Below are 19,713 nucleotides of genomic sequence, written 5' to 3' on the forward strand. Positions count from 1 at the left end.
AAATCCGTGAGTCCATTCCAGAACTATTATCTCTGAGAAACGGCTCAGTAGTCAAGTGAAAATTAATATCAATTAGGTAAAAATCGTAGTGGTTAATCACTACTAGAATATATTATACGAGGAGAGTAGTTATGACTGTAGATAACAATAAAATAGTTGATGGTATGGGTGAAAGTAAAGAGAGTAACGAACTTATACTTCTTATAGCAGATCATTTGGATTGGAACGAAGAATACAAACATTTAAATCTTCTGCAAAATAAAATAAATGCTTATGTTGAGTTTATAGATTCTAAACAATTCAATGAAAGTTATCCTGACAAAAAATTTAACAGCTTTTTAATAGATATACATTTTAAATGTGAGATTACAGAAAACTGTAAAAATTTTTTGAATGTTATTGCAAACCAGCTAGCTCCATTTTCAATAAAAATAAGAGCTGAAATCATTGGATAGATAGGTGGAAACTAAATTGGAAAATTTACAAACATCAAAGAAAGAATTAAAAAATGAATTAAATCTATCTTTTAAAAAATTGGGATTCAAAAGTGTATCAAATTCGTTTTACAAAAAGGAAAATAATTTCTTTTTGCACCCTATGATAGATATAAAAAAGGTAAAATCTAATCTAATAATTAAATTCTGGATTCTTATTAAACCCTATGAATATGATAACCTATTTTGGACACTCCTGGATATGAAAGAAAATATAAATTCAAGAGATAGTTTGAGAGCAAATGGAGCTTTTGTCTCACCTTCAATGAAATTATCTGAATTAGAATGGACTATATCAGAGTTTAAAAACATTCCTGAACTTTGTAATGAAATTTCTCAACAAGTTACTAAAGTGTATGATGAATTTTTAAATTCCATAGATATGAACCTTGATATTTTTAATGACAGAGTATTGAATTCTACCAATTATTTTAGAGATAAGCTATTAAAAATGATTGCTCATTTACAAAAGAAAGATTTTCATACAGCTTTTCTTTTGAGCTCAGAGGAGTTGTTTAACGGAAAAAGAGGCGGTTTTCAAAATAACGGGAAAGATATCTATGAATATATAAAAGAGTATACCCAAAAATGAATTAAAAGTATTTTCTAACTTTTTATTTAATACCTATTAAAAGAAAAAGATTTTAAAATCTGTAAGAAATTATCAGATAAGGCTGAAAAAAATGGAAGGATAAAGGTAAAAAAGGAAAGTGTCCTGATCCTGTCAAATGCAAACCAGACTTAGAAGACAAATGGACTGGATTTGATAAAGCTACTAAAGTTGACTCTGAACCCGGTTTAACGATTATGTGTCATCTGAAATGTCAAGAAGCAGGTGATAAAAATGCAATATCTATAATTGCAAGTGGTCAAGATGCTGCTCTAATAAAAGGTGGTAAAGAAGTTTGGGAGTTTCTTTTAGGCGATGACATTTATAAAGCATGGACGGGAAGAGACCCAGATAGTTATCGGAAGTTAGCATGGTGGGATCGCGCCTTATCTATTGCGAGTTTAATTCCATGGGGGAAAGCTGTTAAAGGTGGGAAATTAGCTCTTAAATATGGCGATGATTTAGTAAGAGGCGGAAGTAAAGTTGCCTCAAAAGCAGATGATGCGGCTAAAGCTGGAAGTAAAGCGAAGAAAGCTATTTCAAAAACTGATGATGCGGCTGAAATTGCTGCTAAAAAAAGTGGTAAAAGACCTTCGTGGAGAGAATCTGAGATTGATGTTGGGAAAGACTATCATGGTTATGACCCACAAAAATCATTTATAAATGGTGAAGAAGTACCATATGGTACCAAAGGAAGTACAAGACCTGAGTATTATAAACCCGGTCATAGCGTTGAAGTTAAAAATTACAATATACAGAATAATGCTGGGAAAAATAATTTGATTAATAATGTAAGTAATCAAGTGAAAGATAGGGTAACGAATTTACCTCAAGGAACCAATCAGACCATAGTGATAGATATTAGAGGACAGGATGTTAGTAATGATATTTTAAGGGAAATACGACAAAAGATAATTGATAAATCTGGAGTGAATCTAGAAATAATATTTAAGAGGTGATTTTTATGGTAGTAGGTGTCAAGGTAGATTTTTTATGGTTTTCAATTGGAACAGGAGATTTTTTCCATTCTTTTTTCTCAACAGTTTGTGTAAATTTAGAGAAAGGAGATTGGGGGAGTACGTTTCCTATTATTATGAATGATTTATATAGTGGGAAAATAGAGGTTTTGAATTTAGAAAAAGCAAAAAAAGAATTGGAAAAATTAAAAGAGGAATTACAGGAGTTATCTCCTAAAAATGTGGTATGGGATGCAGAGGATTTAGATAAAATGCCACCATGGGGGGATAATATAAGTGACGATATAACTAATTTATCTAATTATTTTGTAACATCAGATGGAAGAGATTTGATCGATACATTAATAGAGGCGGTTAAGCAAGCAATTATAGAAAATGTTGCACTTGAAATTAAAGCATTATGATTTACAGAAACGCTACAATTTAGCTCGACGATTGGGAGCGGATGTTATCTGCTCTAAGTATTATTCCAATAGGCAAAGTTAGTAAACTTGGTAAAGCTGGCGAAGCTACGCTTAAGTATGGCGATGATGCATTACGAGCTGGAAGTAAAATTGGTTCAAAATTAGATGATGCGGCTAGGATAATGAGCAATTCTGAGGCAGAAGAATATGCATTTAAAGCTATCAACGGTTCGGATGAAGCTGGCTCAATTGTATTGGGGAAATATGATAAAAAAGGTCTGACTGGTTATATAGAAAAAGCTAAGGAATTAGGTGCTCAATATTTCAATATTGATAATTGGGGTGAGTTGAGTAAAGTGTATGATGATGAAGAAATTTGGAAAATAAATGAAAAATTCTTGGATATACAAATTGGTTCAGGACGAGACATTTATTTTTCGCATAATCCGTTTGTTGCTATTGGAGAAGATTCATTTTACGCAAGAGAAATAGGATATTTGCAGGAACATGGTTTTACATTTGAAAAGATAGGAGATATATGGCATGTTGTTAGATAGAGAGCAATTTATAAATATTGAGTATTTGGACTATACAAAAAAAGTATTTGATGACTGTTTTGGAGATGATGTTAAATTAATTGAGGAAGTTTATTCTAATGGTAGTGGAGGGATGGGTGCTTATGAATTAACCTATGAATATCTTAAGAAACCCTATCAGATAGTTTTTGATTATGAAAGGTTACGTTTTAGAATAGAAATAACATGGGAGAATGCCTATACAAATTTTTTTCAAGGAAGGCATACTGAGTATAAAAAAAGATTGAATAGAGATGATATTAAGAAAGCTATTCAGATCCTAAAGAAGGATATAGACGATGATGCTTTAGTATTTTATACAATTAAAAAAAATGGACAGTTAAAAAAATTAGAAAAGCAACTTTAACTCACATTAATTTCAAAGAAATAGCTTATTTTCAAAGACATGGCTTTACATTTGAAAGGATAGGAAATATGTGGCATGTTGTTGGATAGAGAAGAATTTATAAATATTGAATATTTGGACTATACAAAAAAATATTCGGTAACTGTTTTAGAAAAGATATTAAATTTATTGAAGAATCCTATTCTAATCATAGTGCAGGAATGGGTGCATATACTTTAACCTATGAATATCTTAAGAAACCCTATCAGATAGTTTTTCATTATGAAAAATATTATTTTGATCTTTATGTAAAGTATGAGGAGTGGTTGGCAGGAATTGTGGGTTGTGGCTATGTTGATTTTCATGTTAGATTAAAAAATAAACTAGATAAGACAGATATAAAAAAGCTATTCAAGTTTTAAAACAGGAAATTGATGAAGATACTTTAGAATTTTATAAGTCCACAAGAAATAGAAAAAAATTAGAAAAGTAACTTTAACTCACATTATTCCAAAGAAATAGCTTATTTTCAAGGACATGGATTTACATTTGAAAAGGTAGGAGATATGTGGCATGTTGTTAGATAGAGAAGAATTTATAAATATTGAATATTTGGACTATACAAAAAAATATTTGGTAATTGTTTTAGAAGAGATATTAAATTAATTGAGGAATTTTATTCTAATGATAGTGCAGGAATGGGTGCTTATGAATTGACCTATGAATATCTTAAGAAACCTTATCAAATAGTTTTTGATTATCAAAGATTACGTTTTACAATACGAATAGATTGGGAAAATGCTCATGCCAATTTATTTGAAAACCTCTTTTCGGGACATAAGGAACTTAAAAATAGATTGGATAGAGATGATATTAAGCGAGCAATTCAGGCTTTAAAGAAAGACATTGATGAAGATGCTTTAGAATTTTATACAATTAAAAAAATGGAAAGTTACTAAAACTAGAGAAGTAAATTTAACTTACACGGAGAAAAATAATGAATAAAGATTTTAACACTGAAAAACAAGTTAGTCAAAAATATTTAAATTATCGTGAACAAGTTTTACGGTATACAAATCAAGATATGGGTTTGACATTGGAAAATGATGAACAAGTGTATATTGCGGTTTTTGACATGCCAATAGAAAGTGGTATTGTAGGATTTCAAACTCAAACATTAGCTTTAGTCTTTGGTTTAAATACCCATATCTATCATGGAAGTGGTTCTGTTCTCACTAATTTAGAACAATCTCCAAAAGTAATGAAAGCGATGCAGTCCTTGTTAGTTAGTAGTAGTCAAGCGTTGCCTTATATGGCATTGACTACTGACTTAGAATTTTACAATAGTGATAAAGTAAGGGTGTATTTAAAAACAAAGAGAGGTATCTATTTTAAAGAGTTGGGGGAAAAAGACAAAGGACACGGCCGTTTCATGAGTTTGATTTTTCTGAAAAGTACATAAAAAATCAGTGATTTAAATTTTTAATTGGTATATTTTGCAAATTATTTTCGTAAAAATATTCAAAAAAAGGACAATATTACTGAATATATTGTTTGAATTTTCAAACAACAATTAATCTTATATGCTATTCTTTTTAAAAACTCGATATTCTTTTAAAATATTCAGAAAAATACATTTTAAATTGAATTTATGAAACGGCCGTGGACAAAGGAGATATTTTCTTGAAAAAACTGATGAATTATGTATTAAAAGAAATTGCTAATGAAAGAAAGTAATAATATAAAAAAAATCAATTAACCGTATTGAGAAAAATTTATGAAAAATGAATTAAAAGAATTATATACAAATTTAGCACAACAAATGACTTCAATGATTCCAACTAAATGGAATAACTTATTGAAGGATAACAATGGAGTAAAGTTGCCTCAAAAGCAGATGATGCGGCTAAAGCTGGAAGTAAAGCGAAGAAAGCTATTTCAAAAACTGATGATGAAGTAATGAGTCAGGAGATTATTGATTTAAACAATAGGATACAAGATGAACATGGAAAATATAGAGATTGATATCCCACATTTTTATTGCTTAGAGTATCGAGAAGGTAATAAAGTTTTAAATGTTGAAATTGATTTTAGAGAAAGAGAGCTTATCTTCGGGAAAAGTTTAATAAAAAAACGGGAGTCTCCTTATTCGGAGGAAGACATTACTAGTTTTCATAAAGATAAAATATATGCCTACTATATTGAATTATTTAGAAAGAGAATTTAAAAATAGTGATATTGTAGTTATAGATTAGTAGGAAAGGGAAATATACTATGATAATAATGCCTGATGGGATTAGAATTGATATGAGTTGATTGAATGCTCAATACTTTGTTTCCCGAAATTTCAAATGGTAGTAATTTGCTTAGTGGATTATTGTCAAAATCTGATAGTCATGCAAGTAAATATTTTTACAAAAAAACTTTTAAATCAAGCAGGAGAAAACATATGTTTCAGGTTAAATCCCCCAAATTCAACACAGGGCGTATCCTAAAAAAGGAAATGCTAGAGGCACTGAAAAACTATCCTATAAAGTTAGTTGAGACAGTCTATGACCAGTATCAAGATGGTATCATTGACGGTTTTGATATTACGATAGATGCAGATAATATTGTGGTATCGTCAGGTGTTTTAAAGTACGATACCGATATCTTGGTTATGGATAACAGTGTCAAGATTCCTTATACTGCCACAGAAAAGGTTACTTTTTTGAAGATTAAACTTCTACCAGTTGTTGAAGACGAAGATTTTTATGCAAGAGAGGCGACAATCGTTCTTTCTACAAATCCACAACTTGATGATAATGAGTGGGAACTGCTGCGGTTTAAACTTAAAGAGGGGGCTTATTTACGTACTGATTATCAAGATTTTTCAGACTTGATAACAGAGTACAATACGGTTAATTTTCTGCATCAAGAACGCTCTCTCAAAAGTGGTCAAGCTCTTGCACCAGTGCTTATTAAACAATTCTGTCAAGCAGTGGAGGCGTTAGGAACAACTCATACTTTAGACCAAGCATTTTGCTTACAGACTCACATGAGTCAAAACTTAGTTGAGAAACGAGCGGTTGAATATTATATCGCCACACGCTTGTCCTTACCGACAAAATCGTTATCAGCTTTGGAAATTCATGAAAAGTTGGGTCAAATCTTGTTAGAAATCAAGCATGATAAGCAAGAAAAAGGTAGTCAGCGACAACGCAGTCGCAGAATGATTGTAGATTGATAGATGTGAAGGGAAAAATGAAAAGTATGAAGAAAGTCAAAAAAATCTTATATCTACTTAGTTTGGGGTTGCTGTTTTGTTTCGCGACTTCCGTTAAGGCGTCAGAAGAAATTGGTCAAGATGTGATGTTGGTCGTAGATGCGAGTTATTCTATGCAGTCAAATGACCCCAATCATAACATTTACGATGCCATTCAATATATCGCCTCAATCAGCGTTGGCAATAATAATCGCTTTGGCTATGTGCTTTATAATGACAGCATCATTCGTGACCAAGGCTTACAAAAAGTAACCAACCAATCTGAAATAGACGGCTTAATCAATTCCTTGAAAACGATTGAGCCTATTAAAGGCACAGATGTTGGTCTGGGCTTAAAAACAGGACAACGTTTACTAAATCTAGGTGGTAATAAAGATAATCACACGATGATGATTGTTTTATCTGATGGCGATGTCGAGACAGATGCGACGAACCCCAATCGTAGCCAACAAGCCGTAGAAGATGATTTTAATCAAGTTGTTGATACTGCAGGCATTCCTATATATGTGATTCAGTATAGTGAAGTAGAGCATCGTGACAAAGCACCAATGAATACTTGGTCGGATCGAACGGGAGCTAAGCACTATACGGCAGAAAATAGGGATCAGTTATTGGCAGCGATAATGGATATTTATAGTCATCAGACAAAAATGTCCTTTGAAAAAGATAGCTTGAAATCAGAAAAAAGCAAAGAAAGTACAACCTACACCTTAACCATACCAACAAAAAAGACTGAGACAAAACGTGTCAAAGAAATCATTGTTACCATGCAGGCAGATTCAGCGATTAAAGAAATGGGCTATAATAGCGAAGATGGCTTAACAGTTAAAGAAAGTAATCATCAGGCGATTATCAAAATTACGAATCCCAAAAAAGAATCTTATCAACTGACCTATAAAACGGAAAGTAATCATCCAGTCATTACGACAACTTTGACAAAGATGACAGATATTCCTAAGCCGAAACCGAAAGTAAATTGGTGGCTGCTGCTTGGCTTGTTAGTGGGCGGTATTGGTATAGGTGTCATTTTTGGTATATTAGTGATGAACAAGAAAAAAGTAGTCACCAATCCCGAGATAGCCTCTGAACCAGTTAATTATTTCTTTACTGATTCTCTGGAATGTTGTTTTATCAAGACACCAGATGAAGAAGAAATTCCAATTCAAAATTGGTCTGCGACCATTTTCATGAGAAGTAAGAGAATGAGCCTGTATGACTTATTAGTGGACGAAAAAATTCGGGAAAAAATGCCTGATAGTAAAAAAGTCTTGTTTCGAGTGGGGAGAAATAATACCTTAGAAATGCGATTAAAAGGTTCGGTTGAAGGTATTCAACAAGGTAGAGAAATACCGACTGGTGTTTGGACGACATTGAGTTTACAAAAGAGTGCTTATTTGATATTTATAGCAGATGTGCTAGAGTTAGAAGTTCATATTCGTAAGACTAGTACAACGATTAACTTATAAATGTGAGAAAGATAGGGTGGATAAAATGACTCAAGAAAAATTATTGACTACTGAGATTTTTAGTAATGCTAGTAAGAGAAACTCAGTTAAATCATTCGGAGGTGTCAAGGCTATTACAGCAATGAACATGTCAAAAATGGTTTTAGATAAACAAGCATTTGAAAAATCAAGTTTATTGCAGAGTTTAGAAAGTATTTTTAAAACGGTCACACTCAAAAATAAGACATTATCTCAAGAAAGTAAAGATTATTATCGAGTAACTTTTTCAGGGCAACAAATTAGAAGTGAAAATATTCGAATTGCCCCTTTTAAATTTGTGCAACTGTTAGAGATGACTATTAATCATTTGCAAGGTGACCATGCGATTGCAAAGTTTAAAGGCATTGTGTCCGAAGAAGAAGGGAAACGTGTCTTGCAGCTAGCAGAAACTAAAGTTCCTATCAAGATTTCAAAACGTGATGAGACGGGGAAAGAATTTTCGTTTTATAAAGGTATTGCTTTAAATTTAGATGTTTCAAAAGAAGGTGGTGTCTACACACTAAGTGGTAAAGTTGCCTCCTATTCTTATCTGATGGACATTAAGCGTAAAAGTAGAAGCTTTCAAGTTCCAAGCCAAAAATTTGAATCGCTTTTAGCACAAGTTGTCAACGACTATTCAGATGGGGCGTTTATTGATACGCTATCTAACGATCGTCCTGTTGGTCAATTTTTGACGCAATACAATGAAACAGATTGGCAGTTTATCAAGCGCTTGGCATCTCATTTCCATTCACAACCTATTGCTATTGATCAGTCAACCAGTCCAAGATTTTATTTTGGTTTACCCAATACGAGTAGTGTTGGTGAGCTAATTTCTCATAATTTTGAAGTCAAAAAAGATTTGGTAGACTATCATCATGTGAAAGAAAATAATCAGATTGATGTCATGCCACAAGATTTTATTCAGTATCAAGCAGAAAGTTCTCAGTTATTTTTACTAGGGGATAAGGTTAAGTTTATAGATAAAGAATGGCTTATTGTTGGTTTAAAAAGAGCCATTATCAAAGGTGAATTGCTAAATACTTATACTTTAAGCAGTCCAAAAGGAAATCGTTGTGATAAATACTATAACGATGAGCTTGTGGGAAGTTCGATTATTGGTACTGTTAAAAAAGTCACAGAAGATAAAGTTTTACTTGCACTAGACATTGATAAAGGGCAAGACAATGCTTTTTACTGGTTCTCTTATTCGACAAATTATACTTCTGATGATAATGTTGGTTGGTATATGATGCCAGAAGTAGGCGAAAAAGCCCGTCTATATTATCCAACTAAAGATGAAAAAGATGCCGTAGCTACTTCCACAGTTCGGACAGAGGCAGACTTAGACGGAACATTAGATCCTGCTATCAAGACCTTGCGCAATAAATTTGGCAAAACAATTACGCTTGAACCAAATAAAATTACAATTGTTGGTAACGGTGTAGAAATCATTTTAAACGATTCGGATGGTATCAACATTACAAGTAATCGTAATGTCAGCGTAACCGCAGAAGGTGCTTTGAATCTAAAAGGACGAAATGTTGTGATGGATGCAGGAGACAGTGTCACACTTAACTCTCACGGTAATACTGTCACCGTAAATGATAAGATTATTTTGAATGGTAGTGAAATCAAGATGAACTAAAAACTGTTAAAGTTAAGGAGGGCATAATTTGTGCAAGTTACGCAAGAAATAAAAAAATTCCAAAAAAATACAGTAGAAGACTGTCTAAAACTACAAATGATTGAGTTAGATAGGTATTTTCATGATAATTTGGAAGCATTAGCCAATCGTTTAGCGCAACCTTTTCAAATTTTTATAGATCAGCTTGAATCTGCGCAACAACAGGATGGTTTAAAACCAATCGGGTTTATTATGGTTTCTTGGTTACGTTCTCCTTTTTTAGCCAATCAAGAACTCTCGTATGAATGGCATTCTTATGGTGAAAATTGGTACTATGACACGATTCAAGAAAGTATCATCCAGCGTTTTGATGGCTTTGAGCGTTTCATCCAAGCATTTCAAACGATGATTCAAGCAGAGTTACTTGAACGAGAAAGTCAGGAATTGTTCAAGCAAGAACGCTATTATGTGAGTGTCTATTTTGAGGTTTTTCAGCGCTATTTTGTTGAGTTAATGCGCTTTTTGTTAAAGAAAAAAGGTGCGACACTTTTTGAAAAACTTAGGCTTGCTGATGAATTTCATGTATATGTCGGAGAATTTAAAGACAAGAGCCAAGTCGTTTATGAGAAGGTAACCACTCTTATAACTCAGAGTGATTTAGATGACTACTTATCTTCTGGAAAAATGGAAGCTGAAGGCATTAAAAATTTTGTAGAGAAGTCATTTAAACACGCTAATTTAAGCAATCAAACTTTTGTTTTTGCGAATTTTTGGAAAAGTGATTTAACTGGTGCTGAATTGAAAGAAAGTATTCTAGTCGGCAGTCAATTTGTGGCTTGCCAGTTAGAACAGGCTAATTTTCAGTCTAGTTTTATACAAGATGCAGATTTTAGCCATGCTAAGTGCCGTCACGCTAATTTTCAGTCTGTTAAAGGGAATCTAGCACTTGCGATTGAAGCAGTTCCGAGTTACTTTGGTGTTAATTTCTCTTATGCAGATTTGAGAGAAACAGATTTCAGGGGGGCGCAGCTAAGGGGAGCTAACTTTGAGCATGCTCAATTAGAAAATGCTCTGTTTTTGACAAGTCAAAAGGACAAATTTAATCTTTCCCCTGAACAAATTAAAGAAATAAAGTGGGTGTAAAATGATATTTTATCGTTTAAAAGATTCGCCAATCCAAACTGGCATTATCACATTTGATGTGCTACCTGAAAACTTTGATATGATGAGTACGGAGGAAGAGATAATCGGTCAAATTGACACACTTTATATTGAGTCTTTAACAGATTATATAGGAGAACCTTTCCCGATTGTTTCAGATGATATGTTTGAAGTGATTCAGGCATATCAATCCGATGTTCAAAGTAGAACAGTCTCTCTAACCTATCATGAAACAGGGGAGAAATTTGAATATTGGGCATTGAATCCTTTGGCTATTGATTATTTATATTCGGAGACAAATTCAACCTTTATTTTAGAAGAGGAAAGAATCATGTCTGAGCATTTTTTCACAGTAGCTGATATTGGAACGGATGACTGGTTTATCAGTTTAGAGCTTTTAGAGAGTCTCTTGCGTCGTGGTTTTAATGGCTTTAAGTGGGAAAAGATTGAAATTTATAATCATAAAGTTTAACCAACTATAAATAGAAAATCGTATGCAATTCGTTTTGAAGCGAAAATTTCATACGATTTTTCTATTTGTGAGCTTTTATATTAGTCTTTCTTAGATTTCAATTTCTATTCAAACTATTTTTTTGAATCACTTGTCACACGTTGGATCCATGCATCAATCTGAGTTGTATCAAATTCTAAAAGAATTTTTGTCTCTAAATCTTTTAATGTGATATTTTCTAAAATTTTTCGCCAAGAGTCCTCTATTGTATCCATTACAACGCTTAGTGAACACTCTTTGTTTTCTGTTGCACCCTCTCCTATAAAGTAAGAACCTAATTTAGTTTCGTTAAAAAGTGATCCACGTCCCTCTACGGCATAAAAAATATGTGATAAGTTAATTTCTGAGATAGGTTTCGCAAGAGAAAACCCACCTTTCTTGCCTGTGGATGATGTGACAAGTCCCTCATGTCCCAATGACTTCAACAACTTTTTTAAGTAAGATTGGGATAGCTTTAACCGTGTACTAATATCCTCGGAAGTAATAGAAGTATCAGTTGGTATTCTTCCTAAGATAAGTAAGATATAGATACTTTGTTCAACTCCTGATTTAATTTTCATAACTTTTTCCTCGTTTTCATTTTAGAGCCATTGATTATCCCTAATGGATATGTATTTTACATTCAATATTAAGGTATTTCAATGATTTTGTCAAGCTTTTTAAAAAATATGAATCTAAAAAAATAAAGGAAATGAAGATATAAAATTAAGTACAAAATACTTGACAAATCCTATAAAAAAGTTAATAATGAACCTATTAGGGATATTCATTAACTCTAATAGATTTTAATGAAAAAGAGAAGGTAAAAAATGGTAAGAGGAAAAGAAAAGGTACTTTTGCAACCATTTTATTCTAAAAGGTTAGCATTGAAGAATAGAGTTGTTTTATCTGCTGTTCCGACTGGTTTTGTAGAAAAGGGTGTACCAACAGATAAAAATGTCCAATTTTACGGTGATAGAGCTAGAAGTGTCGGTTTAATAATTGCAGGGGCAATCAATATTCCACACGAAACTGCATCAAATTATGAAGGGATGCCAGAAATTGGTACACCTGAACAAATCTTGGCTTGGAAAAAAATTACAGATGAGGTACATCGACAAGATAGTAAGATTATTGCTCAACTTTGGCACAGTGGAGGGTATCGTCAATTATGTGCAACAGAAGAAATAATGACGATGACACCGAGTGGCATTATAAATGGTCAGATCGTTGGCGACCCTATGACTGTTCAAGAAATAAAAAGTGTTATTGACGCATTTTTAGTAAGCGCTATCAATTCTAAAAAGGCTGGATTTGATGGTATTGAAATTCATGGTGCGCACAGCGGTTTGATTCACAATTTTTTAAGCATTGATACTAATGAACGCACCGATGACTACGGTTTGAGTAATCGTACATTATTTGCTCAAAAAGTAATTCGCTTATGCCGAGCAGCTGTTGGAGAAGATTTTCCTATTTTATTTCGGCTATCCAATTTCCAAATGTACGATTTGGGAGCCAGAATATCTGAGACACCTGAAGAATTGGAAGCTATTTTAGATCCCCTAGTAAAGGCAGGAATTGATATTTTTGATTGTTCAGCTCTTGACTTTAGAGAAGATGCTTTTGGAGAGACAGAAGGAAATCTAGCATATTGGGTAAAAAAATTGACAGATAAACCTGTTATTGCAGTGGGAAGTGCTGGGTCTGAACAACATTTTGTAGCTGACATAATGAGCATTATACAAAAAATGAAGAAGGGGGCTGATTTTTTAAATCTTTCAAATATGGAAGGTAAAGCTCGTATTTATTATAAAGAGGAGTTATTCAAACAATTAGAAGAAGGTGCCTTTGATTTAGTAGCGCTTGGTCGTCTGATTCTGTTAGACGCTGTTTGGGTCGAGAAATTAAAAATGTAAAGAATAAGGAGTTGGTGTGAATCAAGAAATTAAAGATATAACAGGGATAACCAAGAAAAATTTATTTGAGAATGGATTATTTTCGAAACTTGACATTAGAAAAATTATTCTACCTCTAATCGCTGAGCAAGCTTTACTTTTGTCTTTAGGAACGTTTGATACGTTGATGGTTTCTTCTGCAGGGGAAAAGGCTGTTTCGGGTGTTTCTCTAGTTGATACAGTCAACACGTTGCTTATTTTCTTATTTTCTGCATTGGCAACAGGTGGGGCAATTGTGGTGGGACAATACTTGGGCAATAAGAATACAAAAGAAAGTAGAATTGCCTCTAAACAATTATTAACTGTTAGTCTACTTGTTGCACTTTTCTTTATGACGATTTGTTTAGTGTTCAATGGACAATTATTATCACTGATATTTGGTCACTTGGATCAAGGTGTTTTACAAAATTCAAAAATTTACCTCTATGTGACTGCTTGTTCTTTTCCATTTATTGCACTTTATAGTTCTTCTGCGGGACTTTTCAGAGCAATGGGAAATACAAGAGTAGCAATGACGATTTCGTTAATTGTTGCGCTATTAGATATTGGTGCAAATGCTCTCTTTATTTATGTTTTCAAATGGGGCGCATTTGGTGCAGCAGTTTCCACATTATTTTCGAGAATCATTGCCTCAATGATTATGTTGGTTTTATTACGAAAGCCTAGTTTGCCGATTTCTGTCAGAAAATATGATTTTTGGCGAGTGAATGGCGCAATGATGAAAACAATTTTTAAAATTAGTATCCCCTTTAGTTTAGAAAGTACAGTTTTTCAAATTGGAAAAATTGTTCTAACAGGGTTGATTGTTACGTTTGGGATAGAAGCGATTACAGCGAATGCCGTCACTGGGAGTTTAACCAATATTGCAACAATTCCAGGTCAGGCATTTTGGATGGTTATCACAACAGTTGTTGCGCAGTGTATCGGCGCAAAAGAATTTGAGCAAGCAAGATTATATACTAAGCATTTATTGAAAACTGCTTGGGCATTGATGATAGGGATGAATCTGTTTCTCTTTGTCCTTTTAAGACCGATATTAAGCCTTTATCATTTGTCTGATGTGACTTTTTCAATCTCTTACAATATCATGATGATTCATATTTTCGGATTTGTAACAGTTTGGTTGATTTCATTTGCTTTGCCGAACTCATTAAGAGCATCAGGAGATGTAAAATTTCCAATGATGATTTCAGCTTTTTCAATGTTTGTTTTCAGAATTGGTTTTAGTTATATTTTGGCTTATGGGTTTGGATTTGGGGTTTACAGTATTTATCTTGCGATGATACTAGATTGGACATTCCGATTCATTTGTTTCCTTGTCCGTTGGCAAAGTGGGAAATGGAAAAATTATGCGATTGTGCAGGAGTGATTGAGGGAGGGGATATTCATATAAAGTTTATGTATTTTCAAGAACACGTTTAGGGTGTCTGGCTGTTGATAGTTGTCTATCATGGAAAAGAGGTTTCGTTATGACAATCAAATTCTGTAAAGATGTTGATGAAATTTTAGGAGACAAAGAATATAGATACTTTGGAAATGGATATAAAAATGTTCATTATGACATTTTGAACCTTTCTTTAGAGCCAGAGAAGATAACAGCTTTTACAACGATTCATTATCCATTAGCGTGGTCTAAAAAGGATACGCCAAAGGAATTAGTGCCACATTTGAGTACAATTGATGCAGCTTATATTGGTTTGCAATTAAGCGAGGTATTCTTGATTACCTTATTGGATTTGAAAAATATTTTGCGAAATCAAATGTTCATTAAGACTTTGCATCTGAAAGCTAAAAATGGTGTTTTAGAAGATTTGAGTAAGGTATCATGTGAAATATCATATTCGGTGGTAACAGGCGAACCTTATGATAAACATCAATTTAGTGGACAAATCGGTAATATTGCATTTTATTCTGAAATAGAATTACCACCTTGTCCAGTCCGTCCGCTTGTCAAAAAATGCTATGAAGAGGTTGATGAGATACTAGGTGATAGTCAAGATAGATACTTTGGTAGACTTTATGAACATACGAAACACTATATTAAAAATATAGAGACGGATTGTGATAAATTCACTTCACAAGCAGATATTCATGTGGAAAATCAAGTATTTAACATTGATAAACATTATGGCATTGATACTTTTCATTTATCAAATTTTCAACCGTCAGTAATTGATTGTATTGTGGCAATTGCACAACTTTCTCAAGTACTGATTTATGAAATGGATGATTTGGATAGGAAAAACAGTCAAACCCTTTGGATGAGAAATGTCAAGATTGATAGGAAACGTGTTACAGAATCGGAATATCACCCCTCTTCAATTCAAGTTGAAAAATCTAAAATGATTAAGATGAGACAAGAAAAATGGCGGATGGTTGATTTAGAAGGGAAATTTTTTAATTATCAATTCAGATACTCACTCGCACATATTTTGCCAAAGGAGGTAAATTAGCATGAAAATTGCAATGTCAGGGACATACTCAACAGGAAAAACGACGACTACACTTGCTTTAGCTCATTTGACGGGACTAAATCGAACCCACGCTAAAACGATGCGAGAAATTTTACCACTTGCATTACCGGGTAAGAAGTTAGAAGAATGTACGGCACCTGAACTATTTCAATTAGGTATTCGAAGGTTTGCGGAACGAGCAGTTTCCGAAAGTCACTTAGATAACTTTATTTCAGATGGCTCTTCTCTTCACGAATGGATTTATGGTACTGTGCGTATGTCAGTCGGTATTAATCCTAATGATGAAAATAGTCAAATCGTTTCAGAAGAAGTACTGAATACTTTGAAAGAGGTAATTCATCATTTAGGATGTGTGGTAAAAGACCATGCGAAATTAACTTACGACTCATTTATTCATCTTCCAGTAGAATTTCCAATACAAGAAGATGGACATAGACCAGTCTCAGAGGAATTTAGAAATCAATCGGATCGTTTACTACTAAAAACACTTGATGAACTAGGAATAGCTTATCAGATTATTGGTGGGACAATTGAAGAAAGGTTAGTGAAGATTGTTAAATATTATCAACTCCCAATGAAGATGTCGATAAGTGAGTCTGTTGCTTTAGCGAAAGAAGAAGTTAAAAAATATCAAATTCAAATCGAAGAAATATTTTACAAGGGGGATTAACGTGGAGTTTTCAATTTTAAATCAAATTCGTCATGCTGTGAGAACATTTAATGGCGAAAAAATTAACAGTTCTTTAGTAGAAAAAATTTTAGCCGAGGCAACTTTAGTCCCGTCTGCTTATAATATCCAACCATGGTATTTTGCGATTATAGATTCCGATGAAAAGCGTCTGGCTTTGTCAACTGCTCTCAACGACAATAATATTGCACAACATGAATCCGCAGGTTCGACACTTGTAGTTTATTCAGATAGTGATTTGTCAACACGAGTACAAGAGTTAGTCAATTTTGGTGGTGGATTTTTATCAGGTTTCAAATCAGAAGATTTGTTAAAACAACTGCCACAGTTATTTGATGCCTATTCAAAGGAACAGCTAGCAAGTTACTTGTCATTGAATGCAGGTCTTGTTGCACAAAATATTGTGTTGACAGCTAATAATCGCAATATAAAAACTAATATTTTATTGGGGTTTGATAAAGAAAAAGTCCAAACAGTACTAGGACTTGATAAACGGTACAATCCTGAATTAGTTATCACTCTTGGTTATTCAGAGGAAACTGGACGTTCTAGTTATTGTCTACCAGTAACACAAGTATCAAGTATTATATAGGAGTGAGGAAGAAAGATGTCGATTACAATTACAGATAAAACATTCGCAAGCGAAACAAATGAAGGCTTGGTTTTAATTGATTTTTTTGGTACATGGTGTGCGCCTTGTAGGGCATTATTACCAGTGTTGGAAAAAATTGAAGAAGAGCTGGTAGAGAAATTGAAAATTGTCAAAATTGATGTAGATAAAAATCCTGAATTAGCTCAATCTTTTGGTGTTTTAGCAGTTCCGACATTAGTTTTGCAAAAAGATAACGAAGTCCTTAAGCGTGTCACAGGACTTCATAGTAAGTCAGTATTGCTAGACTGGATTGGCGAACATATTTGATATGCCTTATTTTCAAAAAAAGATTTGAAAAAGGGTCTAATACTACTAATGTTAAGTTTTCTTGTCGTCTCTTTCAAAAAAGATACCAGAAAAAATATTAAAACACGGTGGATAAAAATCAATAAACAATCTTTTACCTGAAACTTAAGTAAGAGATTCACCAAAGGAGCAGAAAGCGCTTGATTCTTTCTGCTTTTTACATAGCTAAAATAAATATTTTCATTTATTTTTTCAAAAACACGACTATTTTCTGTTTTCGTTCGTATTAGTATATGGAAAGGGAAACGCTAAAAGGAGACGTTTCTATGAAGCAGTTTAAAAATCAAGAAATTGAACAGATATTTGACAGTTACTGCAAAAAAGTACTGAAAAATAAAGCCTATGACATTTTTCGAGTAGAGAGACACCAAAAGGAATTGTTTACTTCGTTGGATGAGTTGTTAGAGGGTCATTTTTTACCTGATGAACTCTTGTATCAACCTGATTTTTCTAATGAACTGTATATCTTTCCTTTGGTTACCGTTCAAATCTCAGTCTCCCTAAGCGATGAAGACCTTGCCCTTGCTTTGAATTTGCTAAAAGAAGAAAATCGGGAGATTATACTTCTGCACTATTTTCTTTCAATGTCAGATGAAGAAATAGGGTCAAGATTCCAAAAAAGTCGGACAACTATTCAGGAACGACGTAGTCGGACGATTAAAAGATTGCGAGATATTCTCGTAAGGGAGAAAAAATGAGCAGGTCGGTTCTTATAGCTTATGGCGTAATAAAACAAGCTGTAGCAGAAGATGATAAAGCACTACTCCAAATTGTTCATCACTATGCACGTTATATTACTAAGTTATCTATGAGAACTTCTCAAAATATGACTGGCTATGTCAGTTATCATGCTGATGAAGTCATGATTAAACAACTTGAAACACACTTGATGGCAGGGATTTTGAAATTTAGAATACCACCACATTAAATGATGTCTTCCCTTTCCAAATTTAAATATTTCTTGGCAACTAATAATCTGTTCAGATATGCGAAATAATCTGGACACCACAAAAAAGAAGAGAAAAATTGCTCTTCTTTTTAGCTGTTACATGAGTGAAAGAAAAAGTATAAATTGGAGGAAATCAAGATATGAAAAAAGAAACTGTCGTCGGACAACCCTTACAAAAAACGTTTGATTTGATTGTAAATGGTCTTATCGTACATCTAGTCTATCAAGAAAACGGCGAAAGTCTAGAAAAATTGTTGTATCAACACCTATCCACCACTAAATTAACCTAGGTTATGGTATAATGGATTTGTGGTATGGGATTTGAGGAGGCTAGAAGATGGCAAGAATCAGAAAATCTCAACAAAACGTTTTAATAGAACAACAACGCAAATGGAAAGTCGCCATTTATGTTAGACTTTCCCACGAAGATGGTAATAACGAGAGTTTGAGTATTACCAATCAGAAAAAAATTATCCAAAGCTACCTTGATGAACAATTTCAAGATGCCTATCAGGTTGTGCAAACCTACATTGACGATGGTATTAGTGCAGTTAATGCCTATAATCGTCCTGCTTTTCAAGAGATGATTGCGGATGTGAAAAGTGGTCGTGTAGACACAATTATCTGTAAGAGCCTATCAAGAGCATTTCGGAACAGTGGCGACCAAACGGAGTATTTACGCAAACTCTTTCCAGAGTACGGCACACGCTTCATTTCGATTGATACACCTTATATTGATACTTACCTAGAACCACGTAAAGTCTATCAAATGGATGTCTCAATCTTTGGCTCATTTAACGAAAGTTATCCGCTTATGATTTCGGAAGAAATTCATAAGACTTTTCGTGAAAAGCGTAATAGAGGGGAGTTTATTGGTGCATTTGCACCCTATGGGTATCGGAAAAATCCTGAGAATAAAAACCATTTTCTCATTGATGATGAACCCGCTGAGATTATTCGTTTGATTTTCAAATGGTATGTCGTTGAAGGTCTATCTATCCGAAAAATTGTCGGACGATTGAATCATCAAGGGATTTCGTCCCCAGCAACCTATAAAAAGGAACAGGGGCATGCGCTTTTTTCAACACATGATAATCCTAGTGGTTTATGGGGGCTATCCACTGTATCACGTATCTTACGCAATCAAGTCTATACTGGCGCAATGGTACAAGGAAAAGCGAGAACGGTTAGTCCAATCGTTCATAAGATTGTTTCTGTTCCAGAAGAAGAATGGGTTATTATCAAAGAGACGC

26 protein-coding genes are annotated in these 19,713 nt (G+C 33.5%); 25 read left to right on the forward strand and 1 reads right to left on the reverse strand.

The genetic code is table 11. The annotated features are described in order from the left end of the window. Positions 1-131: 131 nt before the first annotated feature. The 15 genes from ACYQ21_RS10475 (at position 132) to ACYQ21_RS10545 (ending at position 11,415) form a co-directional block, all read left to right on the forward strand. Positions 132-455, forward strand: a complete 324-nt coding sequence (locus tag ACYQ21_RS10475; protein ID WP_460058371.1) for a DUF6572 domain-containing protein — start codon at positions 132-134, stop codon at positions 453-455. 16 nt (positions 456-471) lie between these two features. Beyond that, entirely contained in the window at positions 472-1,086 is a 615-nt protein-coding gene (locus ACYQ21_RS10480) for a hypothetical protein (RefSeq protein ID WP_460058373.1), read from the forward strand. Between the two features lie 215 nt (positions 1,087-1,301). Further along, a complete protein-coding gene (locus ACYQ21_RS10485; RefSeq protein ID WP_460058375.1) occupies positions 1,302-2,063 on the forward strand; it encodes a pre-toxin TG domain-containing protein in 762 nt (253 codons plus the stop codon). A gap of 5 nt (positions 2,064-2,068) precedes the next feature. Further along, a complete protein-coding gene (locus tag ACYQ21_RS10490) occupies positions 2,069-2,485 on the forward strand; it encodes an Imm70 family immunity protein (RefSeq protein WP_460058377.1) in 417 nt (138 codons plus the stop codon). Positions 2,486-2,526: 41 nt separating this feature from the next. Continuing rightward, positions 2,527-3,042: a hypothetical protein gene (locus ACYQ21_RS10495; protein WP_460058379.1), complete on the forward strand. Its 516-nt coding sequence runs from the start codon at positions 2,527-2,529 to the stop codon at positions 3,040-3,042. Further along, positions 3,029-3,427 carry a hypothetical protein gene (locus ACYQ21_RS10500; protein WP_460058380.1) on the forward strand — a complete coding sequence of 133 codons (399 nt, stop codon included), beginning with the start codon at positions 3,029-3,031 and terminating at the stop codon, positions 3,425-3,427. The genes ACYQ21_RS10495 and ACYQ21_RS10500 overlap by 14 nt, the downstream gene beginning before the upstream one ends. Before the next feature lie 677 nt (positions 3,428-4,104). Further along, complete coding sequence (locus tag ACYQ21_RS10505; protein ID WP_460058381.1) at positions 4,105-4,365, forward strand: hypothetical protein; 261 nt, start codon at positions 4,105-4,107, stop codon at positions 4,363-4,365. A 38-nt stretch (positions 4,366-4,403) separates the two neighbouring features. Further along, positions 4,404-4,868 (forward strand): hypothetical protein, encoded by a 465-nt coding sequence (locus tag ACYQ21_RS10510; RefSeq protein WP_460058382.1) that lies wholly within the window; start codon positions 4,404-4,406, stop codon positions 4,866-4,868. 315 nt (positions 4,869-5,183) lie between these two features. Then, positions 5,184-5,366, forward strand: a complete 183-nt coding sequence (locus ACYQ21_RS10515) for a hypothetical protein (RefSeq protein WP_460058383.1) — start codon at positions 5,184-5,186, stop codon at positions 5,364-5,366. A 45-nt stretch (positions 5,367-5,411) separates the two neighbouring features. Beyond that, complete coding sequence (locus ACYQ21_RS10520; RefSeq protein WP_460058384.1) at positions 5,412-5,633, forward strand: hypothetical protein; 222 nt, start codon at positions 5,412-5,414, stop codon at positions 5,631-5,633. A 222-nt stretch (positions 5,634-5,855) separates the two neighbouring features. Further along, positions 5,856-6,632 (forward strand): hypothetical protein, encoded by a 777-nt coding sequence (locus ACYQ21_RS10525; protein WP_460058385.1) that lies wholly within the window; start codon positions 5,856-5,858, stop codon positions 6,630-6,632. A gap of 26 nt (positions 6,633-6,658) precedes the next feature. Beyond that, positions 6,659-8,137, forward strand: a complete 1,479-nt coding sequence (locus tag ACYQ21_RS10530; protein WP_460058386.1) for a vWA domain-containing protein — start codon at positions 6,659-6,661, stop codon at positions 8,135-8,137. 25 nt (positions 8,138-8,162) lie between these two features. Beyond that, complete coding sequence (locus ACYQ21_RS10535; RefSeq protein WP_460058387.1) at positions 8,163-9,803, forward strand: contractile injection system protein, VgrG/Pvc8 family; 1,641 nt, start codon at positions 8,163-8,165, stop codon at positions 9,801-9,803. Positions 9,804-9,833: 30 nt separating this feature from the next. Further along, the gene (locus tag ACYQ21_RS10540) at positions 9,834-10,925 is read left to right on the forward strand and encodes a pentapeptide repeat-containing protein (protein ID WP_460058388.1); all 1,092 of its coding nucleotides are present in this window, start codon (positions 9,834-9,836) and stop codon (positions 10,923-10,925) included. Position 10,926: 1 nt separating this feature from the next. Continuing rightward, the gene (locus ACYQ21_RS10545) at positions 10,927-11,415 is read left to right on the forward strand and encodes a hypothetical protein (RefSeq protein WP_460058389.1); all 489 of its coding nucleotides are present in this window, start codon (positions 10,927-10,929) and stop codon (positions 11,413-11,415) included. 113 nt (positions 11,416-11,528) lie between these two features. Here the strand turns inward: ACYQ21_RS10545 and ACYQ21_RS10550 are convergent, their stop codons facing one another. After that, complete coding sequence (locus tag ACYQ21_RS10550; RefSeq protein ID WP_460058390.1) at positions 11,529-12,014, reverse strand: Rrf2 family transcriptional regulator; 486 nt, start codon at positions 12,012-12,014, stop codon at positions 11,529-11,531. A gap of 249 nt (positions 12,015-12,263) precedes the next feature. Between ACYQ21_RS10550 and ACYQ21_RS10555 the strand changes: the two genes are divergently transcribed. The 10 genes from ACYQ21_RS10555 to ACYQ21_RS10600 all read left to right on the forward strand — a co-directional run. Next, entirely contained in the window at positions 12,264-13,352 is a 1,089-nt protein-coding gene (locus ACYQ21_RS10555; RefSeq protein ID WP_460058391.1) for an oxidoreductase, read from the forward strand. 16 nt (positions 13,353-13,368) lie between these two features. After that, entirely contained in the window at positions 13,369-14,760 is a 1,392-nt protein-coding gene (locus tag ACYQ21_RS10560; RefSeq protein WP_460058392.1) for an MATE family efflux transporter, read from the forward strand. 100 nt (positions 14,761-14,860) lie between these two features. Next, positions 14,861-15,844: an AvrD family protein gene (locus tag ACYQ21_RS10565; protein ID WP_460058393.1), complete on the forward strand. Its 984-nt coding sequence runs from the start codon at positions 14,861-14,863 to the stop codon at positions 15,842-15,844. Between the two features lies 1 nt (position 15,845). Beyond that, entirely contained in the window at positions 15,846-16,535 is a 690-nt protein-coding gene (locus tag ACYQ21_RS10570) for an AAA family ATPase (protein WP_460058394.1), read from the forward strand. A gap of 1 nt (position 16,536) precedes the next feature. Then, positions 16,537-17,145, forward strand: a complete 609-nt coding sequence (locus ACYQ21_RS10575; RefSeq protein WP_460058395.1) for a nitroreductase family protein — start codon at positions 16,537-16,539, stop codon at positions 17,143-17,145. Positions 17,146-17,160: 15 nt separating this feature from the next. Then, positions 17,161-17,472, forward strand: a complete 312-nt coding sequence (gene trxA / locus ACYQ21_RS10580) for a thioredoxin (protein ID WP_460058396.1) — start codon at positions 17,161-17,163, stop codon at positions 17,470-17,472. Positions 17,473-17,777: 305 nt separating this feature from the next. Further along, complete coding sequence (locus ACYQ21_RS10585) at positions 17,778-18,209, forward strand: RNA polymerase sigma factor (protein ID WP_460058397.1); 432 nt, start codon at positions 17,778-17,780, stop codon at positions 18,207-18,209. Continuing rightward, entirely contained in the window at positions 18,206-18,439 is a 234-nt protein-coding gene (locus ACYQ21_RS10590; RefSeq protein ID WP_460058398.1) for a helix-turn-helix domain-containing protein, read from the forward strand. Before ACYQ21_RS10585 ends, ACYQ21_RS10590 begins: the two co-directional genes overlap by 4 nt. A gap of 161 nt (positions 18,440-18,600) precedes the next feature. Beyond that, complete coding sequence (locus tag ACYQ21_RS10595; RefSeq protein WP_460058399.1) at positions 18,601-18,750, forward strand: hypothetical protein; 150 nt, start codon at positions 18,601-18,603, stop codon at positions 18,748-18,750. A gap of 47 nt (positions 18,751-18,797) precedes the next feature. After that, positions 18,798-19,713 (forward strand): recombinase family protein (locus ACYQ21_RS10600; protein ID WP_460058400.1); only part of this gene is annotated, 916 nt, incomplete at its 3' end.

It is taken from the genome of Pseudolactococcus yaeyamensis, assembly GCF_054658615.1.